This is a genomic window from Halorubrum sp. T3 (assembly GCF_000296615.1).
Classification (GTDB): Archaea; Halobacteriota; Halobacteria; order Halobacteriales; family Haloferacaceae; genus Halorubrum; species Halorubrum ruber.
In genome coordinates this window covers 72977-90318 of the sequence record NZ_ALWQ01000009.1, presented here as the reverse complement: position 1 = coordinate 90318, position 17342 = coordinate 72977, and the positions used below count along the sequence as shown (strand labels likewise).

At 59.1% G+C, this 17342-nt stretch carries 20 protein-coding genes; 7 read left to right on the top strand and 13 right to left on the bottom strand.

Features of this window, described 5'->3' with window-relative positions:
* Window positions 1-708: DNA polymerase domain-containing protein (locus B378_RS0101790; RefSeq protein ID WP_017342117.1), on the top strand; the 708-nt coding region annotated here is incomplete at its 5' end.
* 222 nt (window positions 709-930) lie between these two features.
* Here the strand turns inward: B378_RS0101790 and B378_RS0101785 are convergent.
* The 3 genes from B378_RS0101785 to B378_RS16620 all read right to left on the bottom strand — a co-directional run bounded on the left by B378_RS0101785 (window position 931) and on the right by B378_RS16620 (window position 2652).
* Complete coding sequence (locus B378_RS0101785; RefSeq protein WP_004048549.1) at window positions 931-1218, bottom strand: helix-turn-helix transcriptional regulator; 288 nt, start codon at window positions 1216-1218, stop codon at window positions 931-933.
* A 59-nt stretch (window positions 1219-1277) separates the two neighbouring features.
* Window positions 1278-1709: a TRAM domain-containing protein gene (locus B378_RS16150; protein ID WP_082224208.1), complete on the bottom strand. Its 432-nt coding sequence runs from the start codon at window positions 1707-1709 to the stop codon at window positions 1278-1280.
* 100 nt (window positions 1710-1809) lie between these two features.
* Complete coding sequence (locus B378_RS16620) at window positions 1810-2652, bottom strand: hypothetical protein (protein WP_155118168.1); 843 nt, start codon at window positions 2650-2652, stop codon at window positions 1810-1812.
* Window positions 2653-2871: 219 nt separating this feature from the next.
* Here B378_RS16620 and B378_RS0101775 point away from each other — a divergent pair, with 219 nt between their 5' ends.
* The 3 genes from B378_RS0101775 (at window position 2872) to B378_RS0101765 (ending at window position 6653) form a co-directional block, all read left to right on the top strand.
* Window positions 2872-4299 (top strand): lamin tail domain-containing protein, encoded by a 1428-nt coding sequence (locus B378_RS0101775; RefSeq protein ID WP_017342115.1) that lies wholly within the window; start codon window positions 2872-2874, stop codon window positions 4297-4299.
* Complete coding sequence (locus B378_RS0101770) at window positions 4299-4595, top strand: DUF3006 family protein (RefSeq protein ID WP_017342114.1); 297 nt, start codon at window positions 4299-4301, stop codon at window positions 4593-4595. Before B378_RS0101775 ends, B378_RS0101770 begins: the two co-directional genes overlap by 1 nt.
* A 711-nt stretch (window positions 4596-5306) precedes the next feature.
* Window positions 5307-6653 carry an orc1/cdc6 family replication initiation protein gene (locus B378_RS0101765; protein ID WP_004595565.1) on the top strand — a complete coding sequence of 449 codons (1347 nt, stop codon included), beginning with the start codon at window positions 5307-5309 and terminating at the stop codon, window positions 6651-6653.
* Window positions 6654-6939: 286 nt separating this feature from the next.
* On the opposite strand, the gene B378_RS0101760 is transcribed toward B378_RS0101765, so the two are convergent.
* Entirely contained in the window at window positions 6940-7263 is a 324-nt protein-coding gene (locus B378_RS0101760) for a hypothetical protein (RefSeq protein ID WP_026046131.1), read from the bottom strand.
* Window positions 7264-7402: 139 nt separating this feature from the next.
* On the opposite strand from B378_RS0101760, the gene B378_RS0101755 reads away from it, so the two are divergent.
* Window positions 7403-8329, top strand: coding sequence for an ArsR family transcriptional regulator (locus B378_RS0101755; RefSeq protein ID WP_017342112.1), 927 nt, complete (start codon window positions 7403-7405; stop codon window positions 8327-8329).
* On the top strand, window positions 8326-9129 hold the full coding sequence (locus B378_RS0101750) for a DUF6036 family nucleotidyltransferase (RefSeq protein ID WP_017342111.1): 804 nt from the start codon (window positions 8326-8328) through the stop codon (window positions 9127-9129). The genes B378_RS0101755 and B378_RS0101750 overlap by 4 nt, the downstream gene beginning before the upstream one ends.
* 13 nt (window positions 9130-9142) lie before the next feature.
* Here the strand turns inward: B378_RS0101750 and B378_RS0101745 are convergent, their stop codons facing one another.
* The 9 genes from B378_RS0101745 to B378_RS0101705 form a co-directional block, all read right to left on the bottom strand.
* Window positions 9143-9958 (bottom strand): hypothetical protein, encoded by an 816-nt coding sequence (locus tag B378_RS0101745; RefSeq protein WP_017342110.1) that lies wholly within the window; start codon window positions 9956-9958, stop codon window positions 9143-9145.
* An 89-nt stretch (window positions 9959-10047) separates the two neighbouring features.
* Window positions 10048-10998: an ArdC-like ssDNA-binding domain-containing protein gene (locus B378_RS0101740; protein ID WP_026046130.1), complete on the bottom strand. Its 951-nt coding sequence runs from the start codon at window positions 10996-10998 to the stop codon at window positions 10048-10050.
* 87 nt (window positions 10999-11085) lie between these two features.
* Window positions 11086-11433: a hypothetical protein gene (locus B378_RS0101735; RefSeq protein ID WP_017342108.1), complete on the bottom strand. Its 348-nt coding sequence runs from the start codon at window positions 11431-11433 to the stop codon at window positions 11086-11088.
* Window positions 11434-11555: 122 nt separating this feature from the next.
* Window positions 11556-11777, bottom strand: coding sequence for a hypothetical protein (locus B378_RS0101730; RefSeq protein WP_017342107.1), 222 nt, complete (start codon window positions 11775-11777; stop codon window positions 11556-11558).
* Window positions 11778-11843: 66 nt separating this feature from the next.
* Complete coding sequence (locus tag B378_RS0101725; protein ID WP_082224207.1) at window positions 11844-13001, bottom strand: hypothetical protein; 1158 nt, start codon at window positions 12999-13001, stop codon at window positions 11844-11846.
* Between the two features lie 346 nt (window positions 13002-13347).
* Window positions 13348-13563 carry a hypothetical protein gene (locus tag B378_RS16615; RefSeq protein WP_192812422.1) on the bottom strand — a complete coding sequence of 72 codons (216 nt, stop codon included), beginning with the start codon at window positions 13561-13563 and terminating at the stop codon, window positions 13348-13350.
* 310 nt (window positions 13564-13873) lie between these two features.
* Entirely contained in the window at window positions 13874-14707 is an 834-nt protein-coding gene (locus B378_RS16610) for a homing endonuclease associated repeat-containing protein (RefSeq protein WP_155118167.1), read from the bottom strand.
* A 331-nt stretch (window positions 14708-15038) separates the two neighbouring features.
* Complete coding sequence (locus B378_RS17380; RefSeq protein ID WP_017342103.1) at window positions 15039-15167, bottom strand: hypothetical protein; 129 nt, start codon at window positions 15165-15167, stop codon at window positions 15039-15041.
* Window positions 15167-15853: a DUF6166 domain-containing protein gene (locus B378_RS0101705; protein WP_017342102.1), complete on the bottom strand. Its 687-nt coding sequence runs from the start codon at window positions 15851-15853 to the stop codon at window positions 15167-15169. Before B378_RS0101705 ends, B378_RS17380 begins: the two co-directional genes overlap by 1 nt.
* Window positions 15854-15971: 118 nt before the next feature.
* Here B378_RS0101705 and B378_RS0101700 point away from each other — a divergent pair, with 118 nt between their 5' ends.
* Window positions 15972-17336, top strand: a complete 1365-nt coding sequence (locus B378_RS0101700; protein ID WP_017342101.1) for a restriction endonuclease — start codon at window positions 15972-15974, stop codon at window positions 17334-17336.
* The last annotated feature ends 6 nt before the right edge of the window (window positions 17337-17342 follow it).

Sequence of the window (17342 nt, the reverse complement as noted above, 5' to 3'; positions counted from 1 at the left end):
TGGGTGACCCCGGACCCCGACGTCGACGACGAGGACCGCGAGAACCTCGAGACGCTCGCGACGGAGATCACGGAACGCGTTGAGATTCGGCTCGAACACGAGGCCCACTACGATTGGGTGGCGTTCGTGCCGCAGCGCGAGAGCGACGCCGGCGCGCTGACGAAGTACTTCGGGAAGGTCGCCGGCGACGACGAGTTCAAGATCAGAGGTATCGAAGCCCGGCAGCGCTCGACCCCGCCGTTCATCGAGGCCATCCAGCGGGACTGTCTTGACCGGCTCGATGCCACGCGGTCACCGGACGCGGTGATCGACTGTCTTCAGGACGCCATCAAGCGTCTCCACGCTGGAACGGTGCCGGTCGAGCAGCTCGTCGAACGGAATCGTGTCTCCAAGCCGCTGGAAGGGTACACGCAGAACACCCAGAACGTGGCGGCGCTGAAGCGGGCTCGGGCTCAGGATCTCGCCATCCACCCGGGACAGGACATCGAGTACGTGGTCGTCGACGACAAGAAGAGTTCGCGAGAGCGGGTCGCGTTGGCCCACGAAGAGATAGCGTCGTACGATGCTTCGTACTACGAGACGCAACTCGTCAGAGCTGTCGAGAGTGTGCTGGCACCGCTTGGCTGGGATCGGACGGAGATCCGACGTGAGATCGCAGAGACGCGGGTCCCAGAGTTGTCGGCGTACACGAACCCGGCGAAAAATTAACCAACAAAGGACCCATTCAGAATGGGAACTGTTGGTTAACGGCAGCGACCACGACACGATATCGACCAGAAGCGAGTCGGAAGACAGAGCGATCTGGCGACATCGCTATCAAGCGTGTAGCTCGATCTCGCAGACGGACACCAACCGAGCGAAGTCGACTATCCCACGTGATTGAGGGGGTTGTGTACCGCTCTGGGATCGCTATCGAATCAGCTGGGGCGGTCAATCCGCTGTGTCGCGATTGATGTACTGGTCTTCCCACTCAACTCGGGCTTCGATTTCTCTGGTCCCGCGCCGAGTGGTAGTGTACTCGTTGGTCCGCTTATCGCGTTGGCTTTTTTCGATGAGTCCTTTCTCAACGAGGGTGTCGAGATTCGGATAGAGCCGCCCGTGATGGATCTCTTGTTCGTAGTATTCTTCGAGCTCATCTTTGATCGCGAGCCCGTGGGGGTCGTTGAGCCCGTCGACCAAGTACAGCAGGTCGCGCTGAAAGCCGGTGAGGTCGTACATAGATGCGGGTAATTTGTCGAGACTTGAAATACTACGCTTTTCAGAACATCGTAGCTCGGTTACGAAACCAGTGTCTGGTCATCCTCCAGGATACTTGCAAACGCGACATTTTCCTGTACTTGGTCAATTTGAACCGTTGGTTCATCCCCTGGGAGCGCGTCAGGGACAATAACGACGTAGCCACGTTCGACTTTCGCGATCCCGTCTCCTTGATCGCCAACGGATTCAACGGTAACCTCCCGAATCTCTCCCTCATCAACAGGGGGTGCTGAGGGGGCAGCAGTTGGGGCGTCCTGCGATTGGGATGGCTCTTCGTGTGGATTCGGTTCAGCGGTGGTGTTGGAGCGAAGAACCGCTATTCGGTACGGGTCGCCGACATCGAGCGTGCCTTGATCAACCGCGCTGGCGGGGACCTCGATCAGATACGACCCGTTTCGTTCCTCGAGCTGACCAGTGTACAGCAACTGAAGCGAGTCGGGGATTTCGACCATTGGATGCGGTTCGTATGAGCGGTCAATGGCAAGTAAGTGTATCTCCAGCTGGCTTCAATTCGGGATGAGATGAACGTAGTCGGAGTATCGACGCCTCACGTTACGACATCGATAGCAGTCCCCCTCCGGCAATACAGACGCCGGTCACGAAGCCGGTCCCGTGGGCAATGACGTTTGGAAATCGCCCACCCGAGACCGGTTCAATGGAAAACATCCCGGCGACGAGTGCGCTGATGACGACGCCACAGGTCCCAGCAAGTACGATCGCGGGCCGGTGAGCCGATAGCCAGCGACGGACTGTGAGGTTGCGATCCCACCATCTGAGTGAGACGAATCCGATCGCGACCAGTATACCAGCGACCGGTACTGCGGTGCTTGGCCTCGCGAGGAGGGGAGATTGGTAGAGTGCGACACCCACCCCACTAGTGACAAACGCGACGGTCGTGGCGGCCGACACCGGCCACGTGTACCACTCAGCAATCACTCCGAACAGGCCGATAACGAGTAGCCCACCGAATGCGCTCACAACGCCAGAGAATCCGAACGCAATCGATTCAGGGCCAACAAGCCCCCACCGCTGATACAGGAGCCAATAGTCGATAGCGACAGTTGTGAGTGGGGCGACGGCAAGAAGCGCTCCATACAGCAGCCAGAACAGTCGACGTCGTCCCCACGTGACGTATACCAGGTAGGCTGCTCCGACCACAAGCCCGTACCAACCCAGATTCGAGGTGAGATGCGCGGGGCTATCGTGAATCGCCGCCGCTGTCCAAGCAGTGGTTAGTGTTGGATCTCCGTAGGTAAACACCAGCCGCGAGGATACCCCAGCAGGGAGCCAAGCATGGACGCCGAAAAGAAAGCTCGGGACAACAAGAAGGAGAACCGCATCAGCGTACCGGATTTGTTGTTGGGAGGCTGAGAGCTGTGTAACCGACCCCATCATCGCTACTCAGTTATCTGATTCGTAGTAGGTCATTCAAGAGACTACTGTATTTTATTGGACTGGAACATCGGTAGCGACGCAATATCGAACACCGCTGAGTAATGTCCGCTGAGCGTCGGGATCGATCACAAACCGCCTGTCATAATTGTGACCTTCTCACCATCTACCGACCACACAACTGACCCAGAGGGATTTATTGCTAGAGAAGAGTCGTCTACTATGAGTTCAATCGGGAGTCGCGGTCGACTCCTCATTATCGTCGGGATCGTTCTCCTTGCGGGCTGTTCAGGAGCGGTTCCCGGCGACCCGTCCGTAGGTACCCCGGATACCGGAAATGAGTCGACAGCCACGCCTGCGAACGGAACGCTCGAAGTCCATTACATCAACGTCGGGCAGTCAGTAAGTACGCTCATTGTGGGGCCCGAGGGCGAGACGATGCTCGTCGATACTGGCCACTACAACGATGACGGCGAATACGTCTTGGAGTATCTCCAAGCCCACGATATCACGCGAATCGATCATCTCGTTACCTCCCACAACGACGCCGACCACATCGGCGGCAACGCCGCTATCATCGAGTATTACGAGACGGACGCCGACGGCATCGGCGCCGTCTACGATCCCGGGATCGCAGCCAGCACACAGACCTATGCCGAGTACCTTGACGCAATCGAGACTCACGACGTGACGCTGTACGAAACCCGAGAAGGTGACTCGGTTGAGTTCGGAAGTGTTGACGTCGACGTCTTAGGTCCACCAGAACCGTATCTCGAAAACGAAGCCCGCAACGAGAACAGCATCGTGCTCAAACTCACCCACGGCGAGACGAGTTTTCTCCTCTCAGGAGATGCCGAAGACGACCAGGAAGAGTATCTCGTCGACACGTACGGAAGCCAGCTCGAATCGACGATTCTCAAAGCGGGCCACCACGGCTCGGCCAGCTCCTCGAGTGGGGCGTTCCTTGATGCCGTTCAGCCAGCGGCGGTGGTCATCTCAAGTGCGTACGACTCGCAGTACGGCCACCCGAACGACGAAGTCCTTGAGCGGCTGTCTGACCGTTCAATTCCCACGTACTGGACCGCCACACATGGGAATATCGTGCTGGTGAGCGATGGCGAAGCCGTCTCCGTTCAGACACAACAGACAGCCCCAACTGATCCGCTCGACATCCGTGATGGCGGTGCCGTCGAGCCCGGGACCGCAGGCGGCGTCACTGAACGCGTTCGGATCGGTGGTGAGGGCACTAGCGAGATAGACGCTGGTGGGGAGCCAGAAGAAACCAATTCCGGGTCTGATTCTGACGTGGATTCCAACACCAGTACGCTCGCTATCGCAGAGATCAACGCGGACGCTGAAGGCCGAGATGGTGACAACCTCAACGATGAATACGTCGTCTTCGAGAATACCGGCTCCGAACCGCTTGATCTGTCAGGCTGGACAGTCGCAGACGACGCCGACCACACGTACACGATCCCAGATGGGTTCACGCTGGGGCCTGATGAGACGGTGACGTTGTACACTGGGAGTGGCACCGCAACCGACGGTGAGCTGTACTGGGGGTCGGGGTCGCCAATCTGGAACAATGATGGTGATACGGTGATTGTAAGTACGGACGAGGGCGACCGAGTGCTGGAGGAGAGCTACTGATGAGCACAATCGATCTGCCGGACGGCGAGTACATTGCGGTTGTTGATTCGATTGAAGATGGGCTCGCGACGGTGTTCTTCGAACATGACGATGATGAAGTGGGAGACGCCGTCATGGACGCAAGTATATTGCCAGAAGACGGGCGGCATGCTGACGCGATCCTCTCAGTCACGGTCGTGGACGGTATCATTGATGAAACACACTACGACTCTGAGAAGACGGAAACACGGTCCGAGGCCGCTCAGAATCGGTTTGATCGGCTATCAAGGCGGCCACCCTCGAAAGACGAATCCTAACTGGTCGGTGAATCACAACTCCAACGAGGTCGAACCCCCACACCCCGTGTGCGATATGAAATCGGCAAGATGCTGGGGAGGGGTAGCAAGAAGGAGAGCCCGTGAAGCATCGGAAACCCGCGTTTTTACTATAAAGAGGCCTCCAAGGCGCTGATATTAGGATAGGCTATATTAAATAGAAAACTTTAGGTAGTCACTCTATCAACCATAACCGCAATAAGGCTAAACTCGGTTAAAATGTTTCGTGGAATAACCGAGTTCGTCCGTGGGTTTACGCCTCCGTGTACCTGGCACCTCTGTCGGGTTTACGCCTTCTTACGAGCTCTCTCATCCAATTTCGAGATGTCCGAGTGGGTTGTCGCTACCCACCGTCTCGGCAAATTCATATCGCACACGGGGTGTGGGGGTAACTTCCCGACGCGGTCAGACTCCACCCTAGATCCTCAACCGGTATTATCGACACGGCTGGTCGGGACAGAGAGTACTGCCACCGAGATCGTCTGTCTCGTCTTGACGTCAACAGCAGGTCGACGATCTGATCAACATTTCATCTCGCACACGGGGGGTCAATCCGACTAATTGATCTTGCCCGCGGTTACGGCATTAATTTGGTCGCCCTTCGTAATACCGTCTGTATCGGTAGAATTCACCAAATTTAATCTCGCACACGGTACCCATATTTATTTATAGCTTCGACCTAACCCCACAAATATGGCTGACGGCGAGGATCAACAGTCCCTTTCACAATCCATCAAAGGTCGCCTCCAGGAGGGCGTTCAAAACTCGGTGTTTCGAGATAAGGGGCTTCTTGACCCGGATGCCGTCATCGACGAGGACCGGATCGTTGGGCGTGATGACCAGCTGGACGACATCATCACCTATCTCCGTCCGGCGTTACAGGGGAACCGCCCACCCAATATGCTTCTCTACGGCCCGTCTGGGACGGGGAAGTCACTCATCATCAACGCGGTCTGTCAGCAGGTGCTTGAACTCGCGAACGCCCAAGACGACCGGTTTGGGGTTATTAAGATCAACTGTCAGACAATCAAGTCCCACGACAGAGCCGTCTATCGTCTCGTGGAAAACGCAGCCAATGAAGCCGGCGTTGAAATCGGTGTTCCTCAGAGCGGCGTCTCGACCGATCAGAAACTCAACCGGTTCTATGAAGTCCTGAGCAACAACTTCGACTCGGTTATTATCATCTTAGATGAGGTTGACCTCTTGGTCGGCCGCCAGCGGGACCCGAACGACGAACCAGCATACTCAAAGCTGCTGTATCAGCTTTCTCGAGCCTCACAGCTCGGCCAGATCGAGGGGCACGTCTCCGTTGCTGCGCTCACAAACGACCCCCGGTTTATGGAGAACCTCGACGGACGAGCTGAGAGCTCGTTCAATCCGCAGGATGTCGTTTTCTCCGATTACGATGCGGACCAGCTCCAGTCCATTCTTCGCCGACGTCGCGATGCGTATCGAGAGGATGTGCTTGAAGACGGTATCATTCCACTTAGCTCAGCGTTTGCCGCGCAGGACCACGGCGACGCGCGGAAAGCAATCGATCTGTTCCGAAAAGCCGGCGAGATTGCGGACCGAGAGGGTGAAGAGACTGTTCATGAAGGACACGTTCGCGATGCTCAGAAAGAGGCGGAACGGGATCGGACACTGACGCAGATGCAGGGGCTCTCGACCCAAAAGAAGCTTTCACTGTACGCAACCGCGATCGTCCCCGTCTACTCACAGCGCAACCTGAACGCTGTTCCCAGCACGGTCGCATATCGTGTGTATCAGTATCTCACTGAGCTACTTGACGCTGATACAAAATCACGCGACTCCTATCTCCGATATATGAGTGAGGCGGAGACGTACAACTTCGTCACCTCAGAAAAACGAGGCCGCGGCTACGGGAGCGGGGTTCACAAGGAGTACTCGTTCGTTGACGATCCAGGGGTGGTTGCTGAAACCCTCCGGGCTGATATTCGGCTCGAGGAGGCAGACGATGAGGGTGATCTCATCAAGTCTGTTGTCAACGCACAGATAGATGATTTCTTCGAGGGCAAGTAGCGCCCAGCGCTACCGCAACTCCAGCCCGATTCATTTCGCACACGGGGTGTGATTGTGTGAGATCTGTTGTCGGTCTCGGTATCTATGTCTGACAATAGTATACACGATTTCATTTCGCACACGGGGTGTCGGGGCTTGATTCGTCAACTAATTCATCTCTCACACGGAGTCCGTCCAAAACGAGCATAGAATCATCTCGCACACGGGGGGTACAAACCAGATATCTTTGTAGATTTCATATCGCACACGGGGTGTGAAGATATCGATATCCGGCTTGATACCTGATCTACTCGTCAGGATTGACCGGCTCTTTATATTTGGACCTCACCGTTTCACCTTCGCGCCATTGCCAGTAGTAGTAGCGATTATCGTTGATCTCCTTGATTGTGATCGTCGCCTTCGCCGGGACGTCGTCCGGAAGGTCATCCGGCCGCTCGTTGGCCCCGTCGTCATCCGGCGCTTCGTCAACGTGGCCGCCGCGAGCTTTGTGCGCTGCCAACGCCTCGGCGTAGCGTGCGACGTACCGGAGCTGCTCGGGGTTGTAATCGTTGAGGGTGTCGACCATCTCCGTCGAGAGGTCGGCCGGCGGCGTCGGTGGCTTGTCGGACATCAGCGATCGCCTCGTGTTAACCAACACGATCCGCGAATCCATAGTTTTGTTGGTTAAGATGATGGAGACGGTTCTCGCGATTCTGACTGTAACACTACCCGAAACTTCTTTATACATAAGTTTCGTCCTATGTTACACCGTGCTCCGGCGCATCGAACTCGAGGTCCTCGCCACGGTCGACCGCGGCGACACGATCTCCGAGCTCGCGACGAAGCTCGACCACAGCGAGAGCTACCTCTCTCGTGCCGTCGCCGACCTCGTCGAGAAGGGGCTCGTCTACACGGAACGCGACGGCCGCCGAAAACGAGTCATCCCGTCGGATGCTCGCGCCGTCGAGCTCTACCAGGACCTCGTTCGTCAGCACACCCACATTGACTTCCCCGAGCTACTGACCGGCAAGGCACTCGAGGTGCTGTACTACCTCGACCAGCCGCGAACCGTCTCCGAGATCGCCGACCGGAGCGACAACTACCGCAACACGGTCAACCGGGTCCTCAAGCGGTTTCGCGACCGTGGGCTTGTCGGGACCGTCGACGGCCACTACGAGTTCAATGCCGACTTCGACCGCCTACACGCGTTCGCCCGTGAACTCGCACACCATCTGCATCGCCAACGCCTCGAAGCCGTCGCCCCGAAGGGCACGATTCTCTGGGAGGACTACGACGAATTCCTCGCACAGGCCGAAACGGAGATCGACGCGGAGGCGTTCCACGAAACCGGCCTCGCTCGATTCGCGGCCTTCGACCTCCAGTTCCTGCTTACCGGCCACCGCTACTACGTCTACTCTGAGGACCTCGACGCAGTCTCACCGGCGGAGCTCTGCTGTCACACGCTGCTGATCGACGACGGCAGCCGCCACCGCTCGTACTGTCTCCTCCTGCTCAGCCACGTCGACGTCGACGAGGAGGATCTCCGAGAGCAGGCGGCGAAGTATGGCCTCGAAGACGAAATCGACGCCTTGCTCCGCTACCTCGAGACGCACGGCGAGGTCGACGACGACCGGCTCCCAGAGTGGGACGAGTTCCAGGAGTTGGCGGCTGACTACGAGGTGCCACTACCACAATGAGACCAACATTCGGCCGCGAGTACATCGAGAACGAATTCCAGCGAATCGGGGACGGGCTATCTAAACCGCTCACGGTCTACCTGATCGGTGGTGGCGCGATGTCGCTGCGCGACCTCAAGGGGGCGACGAAAGATATCGATCTGGTCGTCCCGGATGGCGACGCGTACGGCCAGCTGTGGGCCGTCTTGATGGACCTCGGGTATGCGGAGGTACAATCGCTGGATCCAGATTACCGAGCGCTGGGGGCGACGAGCTGCGTCGAGAACGACGATGGGTGTCGCCTCGACATCTTCAACCAACAGGTCGCGAACAAGCTCGTACTCACCGATGGGATGCAAGAACGCAGTGAGCCGTTCCTCGACACGGAGCGACTGACGGTCCGGCTGGTCAGCAACGATGATATCTTCCTGTTCAAGGCGATCGCTGGCCGCGACGACGACATCGAGGACATGAATATGCTCGTGCAGGCTGGCCTCGATTACGACGTCATCCAGGATGAACTCGAAGCCCAGATCGAACGCCTGGGGGACGATCAGTTCGCCACGTTCGCGAACGAGGCCCTGATCGAACTCGAGGAGCGGTATGGGGTGACCACGCCGATCGATGCCCGCGTCCAGGAGCTCACGAATAGGTACTACTTGGGGCTCGAAGTCCTCCAAGCACTCGATGAGCCGATGGCCGTCGACGAACTGGCCGCCGAACTGGAGCTGGATACCGACGAAGTTCACGACCGGATCGCGTATCTCACAACGTTCGACCGGGTCCAACGAGACGGCGACACAGTCCGTCCAGTGGAGTAGCTCAATCTCTACCCTACGGGGAAGGAAGGCGGCCGTCTGGGCGGGGAACGCGGCCCCGTTTGATCTCGTGATCGACGCGACGCAGGTGCTTGCAGCCGCCCTCGGGTGAGCGCTGCTGCCAGTCGGGACAGGTACACGATTCGTCGATGACGTCGACTTCGTACCTGTTGCCGGATGCGGACTGCACCTCGTAGCGGCCACCTTTCGAGAGGAGTGAGACGTCCATCGCTTCGGCGACGGCACGCTTCGTGCGGGGCTTGAGATCGTCCTGCAACTGTGCGTTCTCGTCGACGACCAGTCGGTCGCGAACGTCGCCCGTTCGGCCACCGTCGGGAGCGACGGCTTCCGCAGGGCCACTGAGCCGCTTGTGGAGCACTTCCTCCACCGGATGGCCTTCCGGCCACAGGTAATGGACTTCGCGGCGCTCGCGATGGTCGTAGGAGCCGCACGCGGCTGCGCTCCCAGTCCAGACGCGCCAGGCACCAAGTGCGGTCATCACGTCGACGATGTCGCGGGGAACCGTCTGGTGGTCGTCCGGGAAGAACACCCGGAAGCGGGTACACGCCTCCTGCGGCGGGACGGTCTCCCACCAGTCTTCGCTGGAGCCCCAGCTGTCGTACATCGCGTCGTCGCTCCCGTAGCCGACGGTAACGCCGTCGACCGGCGTCCAGTCTGCTGGGAGGTGGTCCGCCTCGCCTTCGAGCACTCGAAGAACGGCGTATCGGAGGTACTCGTGAGCTTGGTTGTCTGTCGTTCGAGCGACTTGGTCGTGCTGCTCGGCAACGTGCTCGGCTTCCTCAAGAACCGTCGTGAGATATGGTTCAGTCATTATTCGACGGAGATCTGAATGCGCCTCCGCCCCTCGGCGGGCGCTGAAAAATTAACCAACAGAGCGGAGGGAATCCATCACTCTGTTGGTTAACTGAGTGAGGACGGGGATTCGCTCTCGAGAACGTCGATGAGTTTTTCAGCGGTTCGACTAATTCGCCCGAGCCGCTCGCGAACGATCTCGGGATCGTCCGACTCCCACGCAGCGAGGTAGAACGCCGACCCGCTAGTGTCGAGCCCGCAGTAGCGCCCGACAACGTACGCGACAGCTTCGGCCTCGACTTCGCGTTTCGAGCGCTCGGTGTCGTCGTCGTCGACGTCAAAGTGGAGCAGGGCGTGCGCGTACTCGTGAATCAGCGTCCGCGCGAGGTCGGCCTCGTTCTCCCGATCACGCACCTCGACGAGCGGTTGGACGTCGACGAGGCTTAGCTGCTCGCAGATGCCCTTTGCCTCGCCGTGGGTCCACTCCTCGGCTGGAACGATCCGCACCGTCACGCCGAGGTCGTCAGCGGCGTCAGTCAACTGTTCGACGAGGTCGCTGGCGTCCCCGGTTGCTTCTGTGTCCAGGTCGGGAAGCGGCTCGCCCTCGGTCTGGGAGACATCGAACACCGGCGCAGGCTTGAACCCGACCAGGCCCTCGGACCATTCCTCGGGTGGCGTCTCGTCGTACTCACAGTCACTGTCCTCGTGGTAGCTCGGCGAGTTCTCGCATTCCGGGCACTGCTTCGTGATGATCGGCGCCCAGATCCAGATGGCTGACTCGCCCTCCGTGACGTGGCGGTCGAACTCTTCCTGCCACGTCCGGTAGCCCGCAACCCGGCTCGCCTCGGGACACTGCCGCTTGATGAGGAGCGTGTTCCGATACGAGTAGTCGTGGAAGCGACTCTGGACGTCGAGCCACTCCTGGAACTCTTCGCTGGCCTGCGCATCGTCGACGCCGGCGACGAGGTCGTCGATCCACTGTTCGATGGTACTGTTCATCTCGTCTGATCGCGTGTCGGTCTGGTCGAAGGAGACCGACGAGTCTCTGGTCGTAGACATCGTGATCACCGAATCGAGTTCACGGCGACTGCGTCTGTTCAGACCGCGCCGCACCCCTCAGGGGCGTTCAAAAAACCGCTCTGTCGGTCAGCGGAGATCGTGGCGTTCGTCCGCAAAGCCAACCGAGACGAGGTACTCGAGGAACTCGTCGAACCGCTCGACGTCACTAGGCGTGTCGGTCGCAAGATGACGCGCCCACTCGATGGCCCACTGGAAGGCGGGATCCGTGCCGCCCTTGCCGTGAATGTACCACCACCGGGCCGCTTTCAGCACGACCAGCGGATTCGTCGGTGGCTGCTCATCGGCGAGCCCACGGGTGATGGATTCGATTTCGTGGGGGACGTCGGCGGAATCGACCTCCGCTGATTGCGTGTTGTCGATATCGACCGGGATCTCGTCGATCGAGACGTTGTCGGGACTCTGTTGTTGACTCACTGGAAGTCACCTCTGAGGGCTCTCGAAGGAGCCCTCGCCCTCTTCGGGGGCACGAAAAACAGAGCAAGCTTATTAACCAACAATACTGAAGCTATCGCGGAAATGTTGGTTAAGAACAGAGCTCAATCTTCGTCCTCACGCAGTTCTTCAGCTTTACACTTGAGCCGGCGCAGAATCTGCGTTCGGTTCTGGTGGGCGTTCTCGTAGGCAACACACTCCCGAAGCGTCTCCATATCGGGAATCGTCGCAATACCGGCCTTGACCAATCGGTAATTCGGTGCTTCAAGACGCTTCTCAGGTGGGAATTCGTCGTCGCTCCCGTCGCTAATCGTGGACTGTTCCATCTCGGTAGACCTCCACCTCTCTAGGGCGAGAAAAACAGAACAGACGACTACATCACCGACGCGGCGTCAGGCCATCGCCTCTTGGAACCGCTCACGCAGCGCGTCCTCGCGTTCTTCGAACTGCTCGACTTTCTCCTGCAGGTCGTCGCTGACGCGCTCGATGCTCGCCAGCGCTCGTTCGCCGGCCAGCGAGGCCTGTGACCCGTCGTCCCCGTCCGCCTCTAGCTGCTGCTCGTAGGCCTGCTCGACGCGCTCGATCGTACCTTCCGGGTTGAACAGAATGTCGTTGGCGATGCGGACGTACTGATCGAGGGATGCCCCTTCCTTCCCCTGGAAGAAGTGGGTGAGCGCGTACGTCGCGCCGGAATGCAGCGTCCACATATCGATTTCGAAGGGGGACGCCGCATTGGCTTCTGCATCGCCGGCGGCACGCTCGGCTAGGTAGTCCGGGAACCCCAGCAGGGTGTAGAACTCCGTGACGGTGAACGGGAGCTCAGAGAAGTCGAGCTCGATGTCCTGGGCGTCCCGGATGAACTCGAAGAGGTCGTCGGCGACGAGTTCGACCTGTGCGAGGAGTTCCTCCCACCAGGTGCGGAAATTCCGCACGTCGCCGACGTGTTTGATGACCTCCTTGTCGGTGAGCGAGCGCATCGTGTTCGAGCAGTAGCCATCCTGGGCGAACCCCTCCACGTAGACGGCGTGCTCGCCGAAGAAGTCGTAGCCCGACGTGACGCCCATCGTGATCGGGTCCGACCGGCCGGGAAGGCGCACCTCGAGGCCATCGAACATGATGTCCATGTGGACCTCGCCACCGCCCCGGTAGCGCCGAATCTCGCCGAACATCACCTCGCCCAACGACGTCCCGTCGATGGTCTCCTCGCGGAGGACCTCCTCCAACGGCCCGTAGACGTCGACCGGGTTGATGATCGAGTACGAGTCAGTCGGGATGTGAAATAGCGACTCCGCCTCAGTGTCACCGTCCGCTTCTGCTTGCAACCGCGACGGCTCGACGATTGCGTTGAACCGCTCTGTTTCGACCCACTCGTCGGTGTACGGATTGCGATACGCGACTGCTGTATCGACCGCCTGTGGGAGGTTTCGAATCGCCTCACTGAAGCTGATCGGTTCGGGACCTCCGTATTGCTCGGCGTACCACTCGGGTAGTTCGGTGTCGGTTCGCCCATCAAGGCCTGCGAAGACCGTAGCTGTCTCTGGGTCTTTCATGGATTCCATCTCACAGGCGCACTGCGTTCCACCGCGCCTGCACCCATCGCAGGCGCAAAACAGACTCTACCGTGGGAATATACCAGGGATGGACTGTAAGTTCCCTACTTTCACTGATCCGAACAGAGCGTGACGAGAGAAATCAGTCCTGCCGTTGAACGATATACAAGTGAACGAGCAATCCGAGGATGCCCAAGAACCCTAAGATGACCCCCCGGAGTCGTGGACTGGAGAATCCTCGTTTCTCTGAATCAGAATACACGTAGTACCCGACGGTCGGCCAAAATACGAGGAGGTACAGGCCCATGCGAACAAGCAGACCATTGTACGCTGTTAAGAGGCTCATCTATTCTCCCCGCGTATTATTGATTACTTGCGGGACGATGACACCGACGACGATGACGACTGCTATACTGACCCACGTCGGAAGCGTCGTGAGCGTCGCAACGAGGTAGAGGAGGACGAGGGCCAACAGACCGAATCCGAGGATAGTCTGATTTTCACGGGAAACCATATCCAGAGTATGAATGGTAGCTGAAATAATGTTGTCGGCGACTCTCATCGATAGGTTTTCTCCCGATCTAATCGCGTTTCACTCCGTCAGGCAAGAACAATCATCCGGTAGTATAACTACTGACAGTCGTGGACTTGGATCCGTTCTGGCAGGCCGACTTTCCCACAGAGCGGGCACTCGACGAGTGGTGTCGGCGGGAGATCCTGACACGCAGCAAGGGCTCCTCGGAGATAGGCTTTCGTCGTCATTGACTCGGCGCTTTCGAGGGCACTGGTGAGGTGCCAGTGGAGTCGTTCTCTGTTCGTGAAATCGTCTGTATCGGGCGTCGGGATAGACTCGTCTGTCTCTCGCATTTGAATCACGAGGGTTTCCCCTCATTCTCTCGGAGGGGGAGAGCAACACCCACCAGCCTACCTCGCTCTGGTGGCCGTGTGGCGTCGACAATTGTATCCAAACGCTGCGGGGCGACGGCTTCCCAGATGAGATGATGCTTCGAACAGACTGTCACGAGATTCGAAACCCGGTTTGCCTGTTCGTAGTCAAACCGTCCGTCGGGACCGACGAAGAATTTCCGTGGGAGCAGATGGTGGACAGAGATGTCCTTCCCGACCTGCTCTTGATGATCCGCTTGGGTCATCTCACACCACGGCGTTTGACACTCGTAGTCATCGCGCTCTAATGCTTGTCGCCGTTGCTCCCGCCAATTTGGCCCGTACGGAATCTCTGAACGCTCTTGATAGGACCGTGGTTGTGAGAAGCCAGCTTCGGTGAGTGCCTCTTCCCACCCGCCAAACCGGTGGTCATATGTCCATCTGTGATATTCTCCAACCCGATCCATCTCTCCGCTTGATGGCGGGCGACCGAACTGCTCCGCAAGGCGGTCAATCTCATCCACCAGGTCCTGATCGGTGAGTCGGAATTTCCGGTTTGGAGCGTAGCCAGCCTCACGAAGCGCCTCGTTCCAACTCCCGAATTTGTTCTGGCAGACGCGCTGGGAGTATTCCCCGTGCTCGCTCATCTCCTTTGCTGTCGGCGGTTTTCCTAATTTGTCTGCGACACGCCGAATATCGTCGAGAATAACGTCCGCGTCCGTTACGATCTGGTCGCGACGATGGACCGCGGTTACGTGCCCTCCCAACTCGTTGGAGGTCGCAAATGCCTCGCCACAGTAGTCACAGATATGGTCGGTCAACGCTCCGTCACCTCCCTCCGCGATTCCCCCGTAATGGGTTATAAACTCTCGACCCGATGAGGGATTGTAGAAGATCCCGAACCGCCTCGGCGAAGGTCACAGGGTCTGCATCCCCGTGTCGCTCTCGGTACCATTCGGGTAGTTCGGTGTCGGTACGTCCATCGACGCCAGCGAAGATGGTTCTGGACTCTGGATCTTTCATCTCAGTCACCTCACTTCAGGAATCCTCGTCGACGTGCGACTGCATCGTCTCGCGCCCTGCGCCCCTCTCCCGGGCGCAAAAACAACGTCTCACGAACTAACACTCGACCTGGTGCGTGTCCTCACATCCTCAGGTGTCTCCGTCGGTGCGCTCCTGTCGGTCGTTGTGCCGCTCCAGTTCACGCCCGATTTTCTCGAGCGCCTCGACACCACGTTCGAGGAGCTGATGGGTGGCTCGCGCCAGTCGAAGCGTCTCCATCAGTGCTCCCCCTCCGGGGGTTCGATGAGGTCGTTGCTCTCTTCGGCGAGTTCCCGGATTTCCCGTTCCACGTCTGCCTCCTCGGCAACCGTCCGATGTGCGAGCGGGGCAGGATATGCCCGGTCACCCTGGCTGCAGAGCACGACCAGCCACTCGTCGCTCCCATCCCCGAGCACGATGTAGTGGTCGCGATCAGCGCGCTGGAACACTCTTCGATCAGGGCGGGAGACGGCTCGCCAGTTCTCGGGGAGCGTCGGTGACGGCCGTCCACCGTCGGCGAGGGCGACGACGTCGTCGGTAAGGGGCGCCATCGCGATGTCGATCTCCTCGCCGGTGAGGTGCCAGCATGCCGCGGCACCGTCGCACTCCAGCTGTGAGACCACCTGATTCCGGAACGCGATGTAGTGCTCACGGGCAAACTGCTCATCGTCGTAGTAGTCGAGGAGGAGCGCGCACGCGAGCTGGGCGGGCCCGCTACCACTGTACCCCCACTCGAACCCGCTTGGACTGTGGTTGACGAGGTCCAGACTGCGCTCGAGGGAGAGTCGCCGATGCTCCGAGAGGTTCAGAACGACGGCTTGGGCGTCGACGCGGAAGCCGACGTATTCGACTGTGTCTCGGTGAGACTGAGCGGCCGATGCGACTGGAACCGATTCCGAACTGGCCATAGGTACATTCCCGTTCATTCGTTGCTCGCGGGCGGTTCGGTGACCCCCGCACCCCTCTCAGGGGTTCAACAAACAGGACGGCGTAGCGTTCGGCAACGTATTTGGCAGTTGCAACGTACTATCCACATAATTGAGGATGGCCGTACTGGACGATCTCTCAGGGTTCGAGTTCGAGGACGTGATAGAGGACGTCTTCCGCAATCTCGGCTACGAGAACGTCCGTCAGGCCGACCGAACCGCTGACGAGGGCCGCGACGTCATCATGGAGGAGGTCGTCGACGGCACGCGGCGTGCGATCATCGTCGAGTGCAAGCACACGGGGACTGTCGGGCGACCGGTCGTACAGAAGCTCCACTCGGCGATCGCGACGTTCGACTTCGACGGTCCGAAACGCGGGATGGTCGTCACGACCGGCCGGTTCACGAACCCTGCTCAGGAGTACGCAAACCGCCTCCAGCAAAATGACGATCCCCATCCAATCGAGTTGCTCGATGGCGAGGACCTCCGGGAGATCGCCGACGAGATCGGTCTCGACCTCTACAACGGGCGCATCGAGATACTCTGCGACGATACCCTACGCCCGTACGACCCGGCCGCCGACGTCGACACGCCCGTCGCGGAGGCGTTCCGCAACATCGAGAACATGGAGGCCGCTGACCTCCCAGAACCACATTCGGCGGTGACGTTTCGCCCGGTGGTCGCGGTCACCGCCGACACGAACGCCGTCTTCGAGACATCGGTGGGTGTCATCCACCGAATCAACGACCGGACCCGATTCGTCGCCCACGCCGAACGCGGGCAGCCGCAGGTCGTCGACGAGGACGTCACGACGCTGGTCACCGAGAACCTCCACGCGACGGTCGACCTCGACACCGAGCAGTTCGGAGAGGTGTTCGACGACGTCGAAGAGAACCGGTTCGGCCAGACGCAGACCGAGTACAAGGAGTGCGCCGTCGAGCGGCTCCAGCAGCACCACACGACGACGGTCACCTACACCGGCGATAACAACGTCACCTACAACAAGACCTGCGAGCCGAACCGCTCGGATATCTCGGTCCAGTCGATCAAACCAGTGTACCTCCCCGAGGTTCGGCACACGACGGAACTCCAGGAGTACACCTACCCCTACGAGTACTACGCGGCAGGGCCGTCCAGAGTAACAGACGAGGACGGCATCCACCGCTGCGTCCATTGTGACACGAGCGGCATCGATGAGACGTACACCTATTGTTCGAACTGCGGGGCCATCGCCTGCTCCAGTCACATCAAAATGGAGCGGCTGGAAGGTGAGCCGGTTTGTACTGGTTGTGCGGTCACCGAACGGTTCGCGCTGAAGACGAAGTACTTCTACGACGAGGAGAACCTCGAAGCGTTCCGCGAGGAGTACGCCGCGATGCCGCTTCACGAGAAGGCGATGGAGAACAAGTGGCTGGCCGGGGGAAGCGTTGTCGCGACGCTGCTGGTCGTCGTCGGACTACTTGCCATCGGCGGCATCATCTGAGCGGGC

Coding starts and splice junctions, on each gene's coding strand:
- B378_RS16620 (WP_155118168.1), bottom strand. CDS start 2,652: ATGATGGGGTCGGTTACACAGCTCTCAGCCTCCCAACAACAAATCCGG.
- B378_RS0101770 (WP_017342114.1), top strand. CDS start 4,299: ATGAGCACAATCGATCTGCCGGACGGCGAGTACATTGCGGTTGTTGAT.
- B378_RS0101765 (WP_004595565.1), top strand. CDS start 5,307: ATGGCTGACGGCGAGGATCAACAGTCCCTTTCACAATCCATCAAAGGT.
- B378_RS0101760 (WP_026046131.1), bottom strand. CDS start 7,263: ATGTCCGACAAGCCACCGACGCCGCCGGCCGACCTCTCGACGGAGATG.
- B378_RS0101785 (WP_004048549.1), bottom strand. CDS start 1,218: ATGTACGACCTCACCGGCTTTCAGCGCGACCTGCTGTACTTGGTCGAC.
- B378_RS0101745 (WP_017342110.1), bottom strand. CDS start 9,958: ATGACTGAACCATATCTCACGACGGTTCTTGAGGAAGCCGAGCACGTT.
- B378_RS0101725 (WP_082224207.1), bottom strand. CDS start 13,001: ATGAAAGACCCAGAGACAGCTACGGTCTTCGCAGGCCTTGATGGGCGA.
- B378_RS17380 (WP_017342103.1), bottom strand. CDS start 15,167: ATGGAGACGCTTCGACTGGCGCGAGCCACCCATCAGCTCCTCGAACGT.
- B378_RS0101705 (WP_017342102.1), bottom strand. CDS start 15,853: ATGAACGGGAATGTACCTATGGCCAGTTCGGAATCGGTTCCAGTCGCA.
- B378_RS16150 (WP_082224208.1), bottom strand. CDS start 1,709: ATGGTCGAAATCCCCGACTCGCTTCAGTTGCTGTACACTGGTCAGCTC.
- B378_RS0101730 (WP_017342107.1), bottom strand. CDS start 11,777: ATGGAACAGTCCACGATTAGCGACGGGAGCGACGACGAATTCCCACCT.
- B378_RS0101750 (WP_017342111.1), top strand. CDS start 8,326: ATGAGACCAACATTCGGCCGCGAGTACATCGAGAACGAATTCCAGCGA.
- B378_RS0101740 (WP_026046130.1), bottom strand. CDS start 10,998: ATGTCTACGACCAGAGACTCGTCGGTCTCCTTCGACCAGACCGACACG.
- B378_RS0101700 (WP_017342101.1), top strand. CDS start 15,972: ATGGCCGTACTGGACGATCTCTCAGGGTTCGAGTTCGAGGACGTGATA.
- B378_RS16615 (WP_192812422.1), bottom strand. CDS start 13,563: ATGAGAGTCGCCGACAACATTATTTCAGCTACCATTCATACTCTGGAT.
- B378_RS0101775 (WP_017342115.1), top strand. CDS start 2,872: ATGAGTTCAATCGGGAGTCGCGGTCGACTCCTCATTATCGTCGGGATC.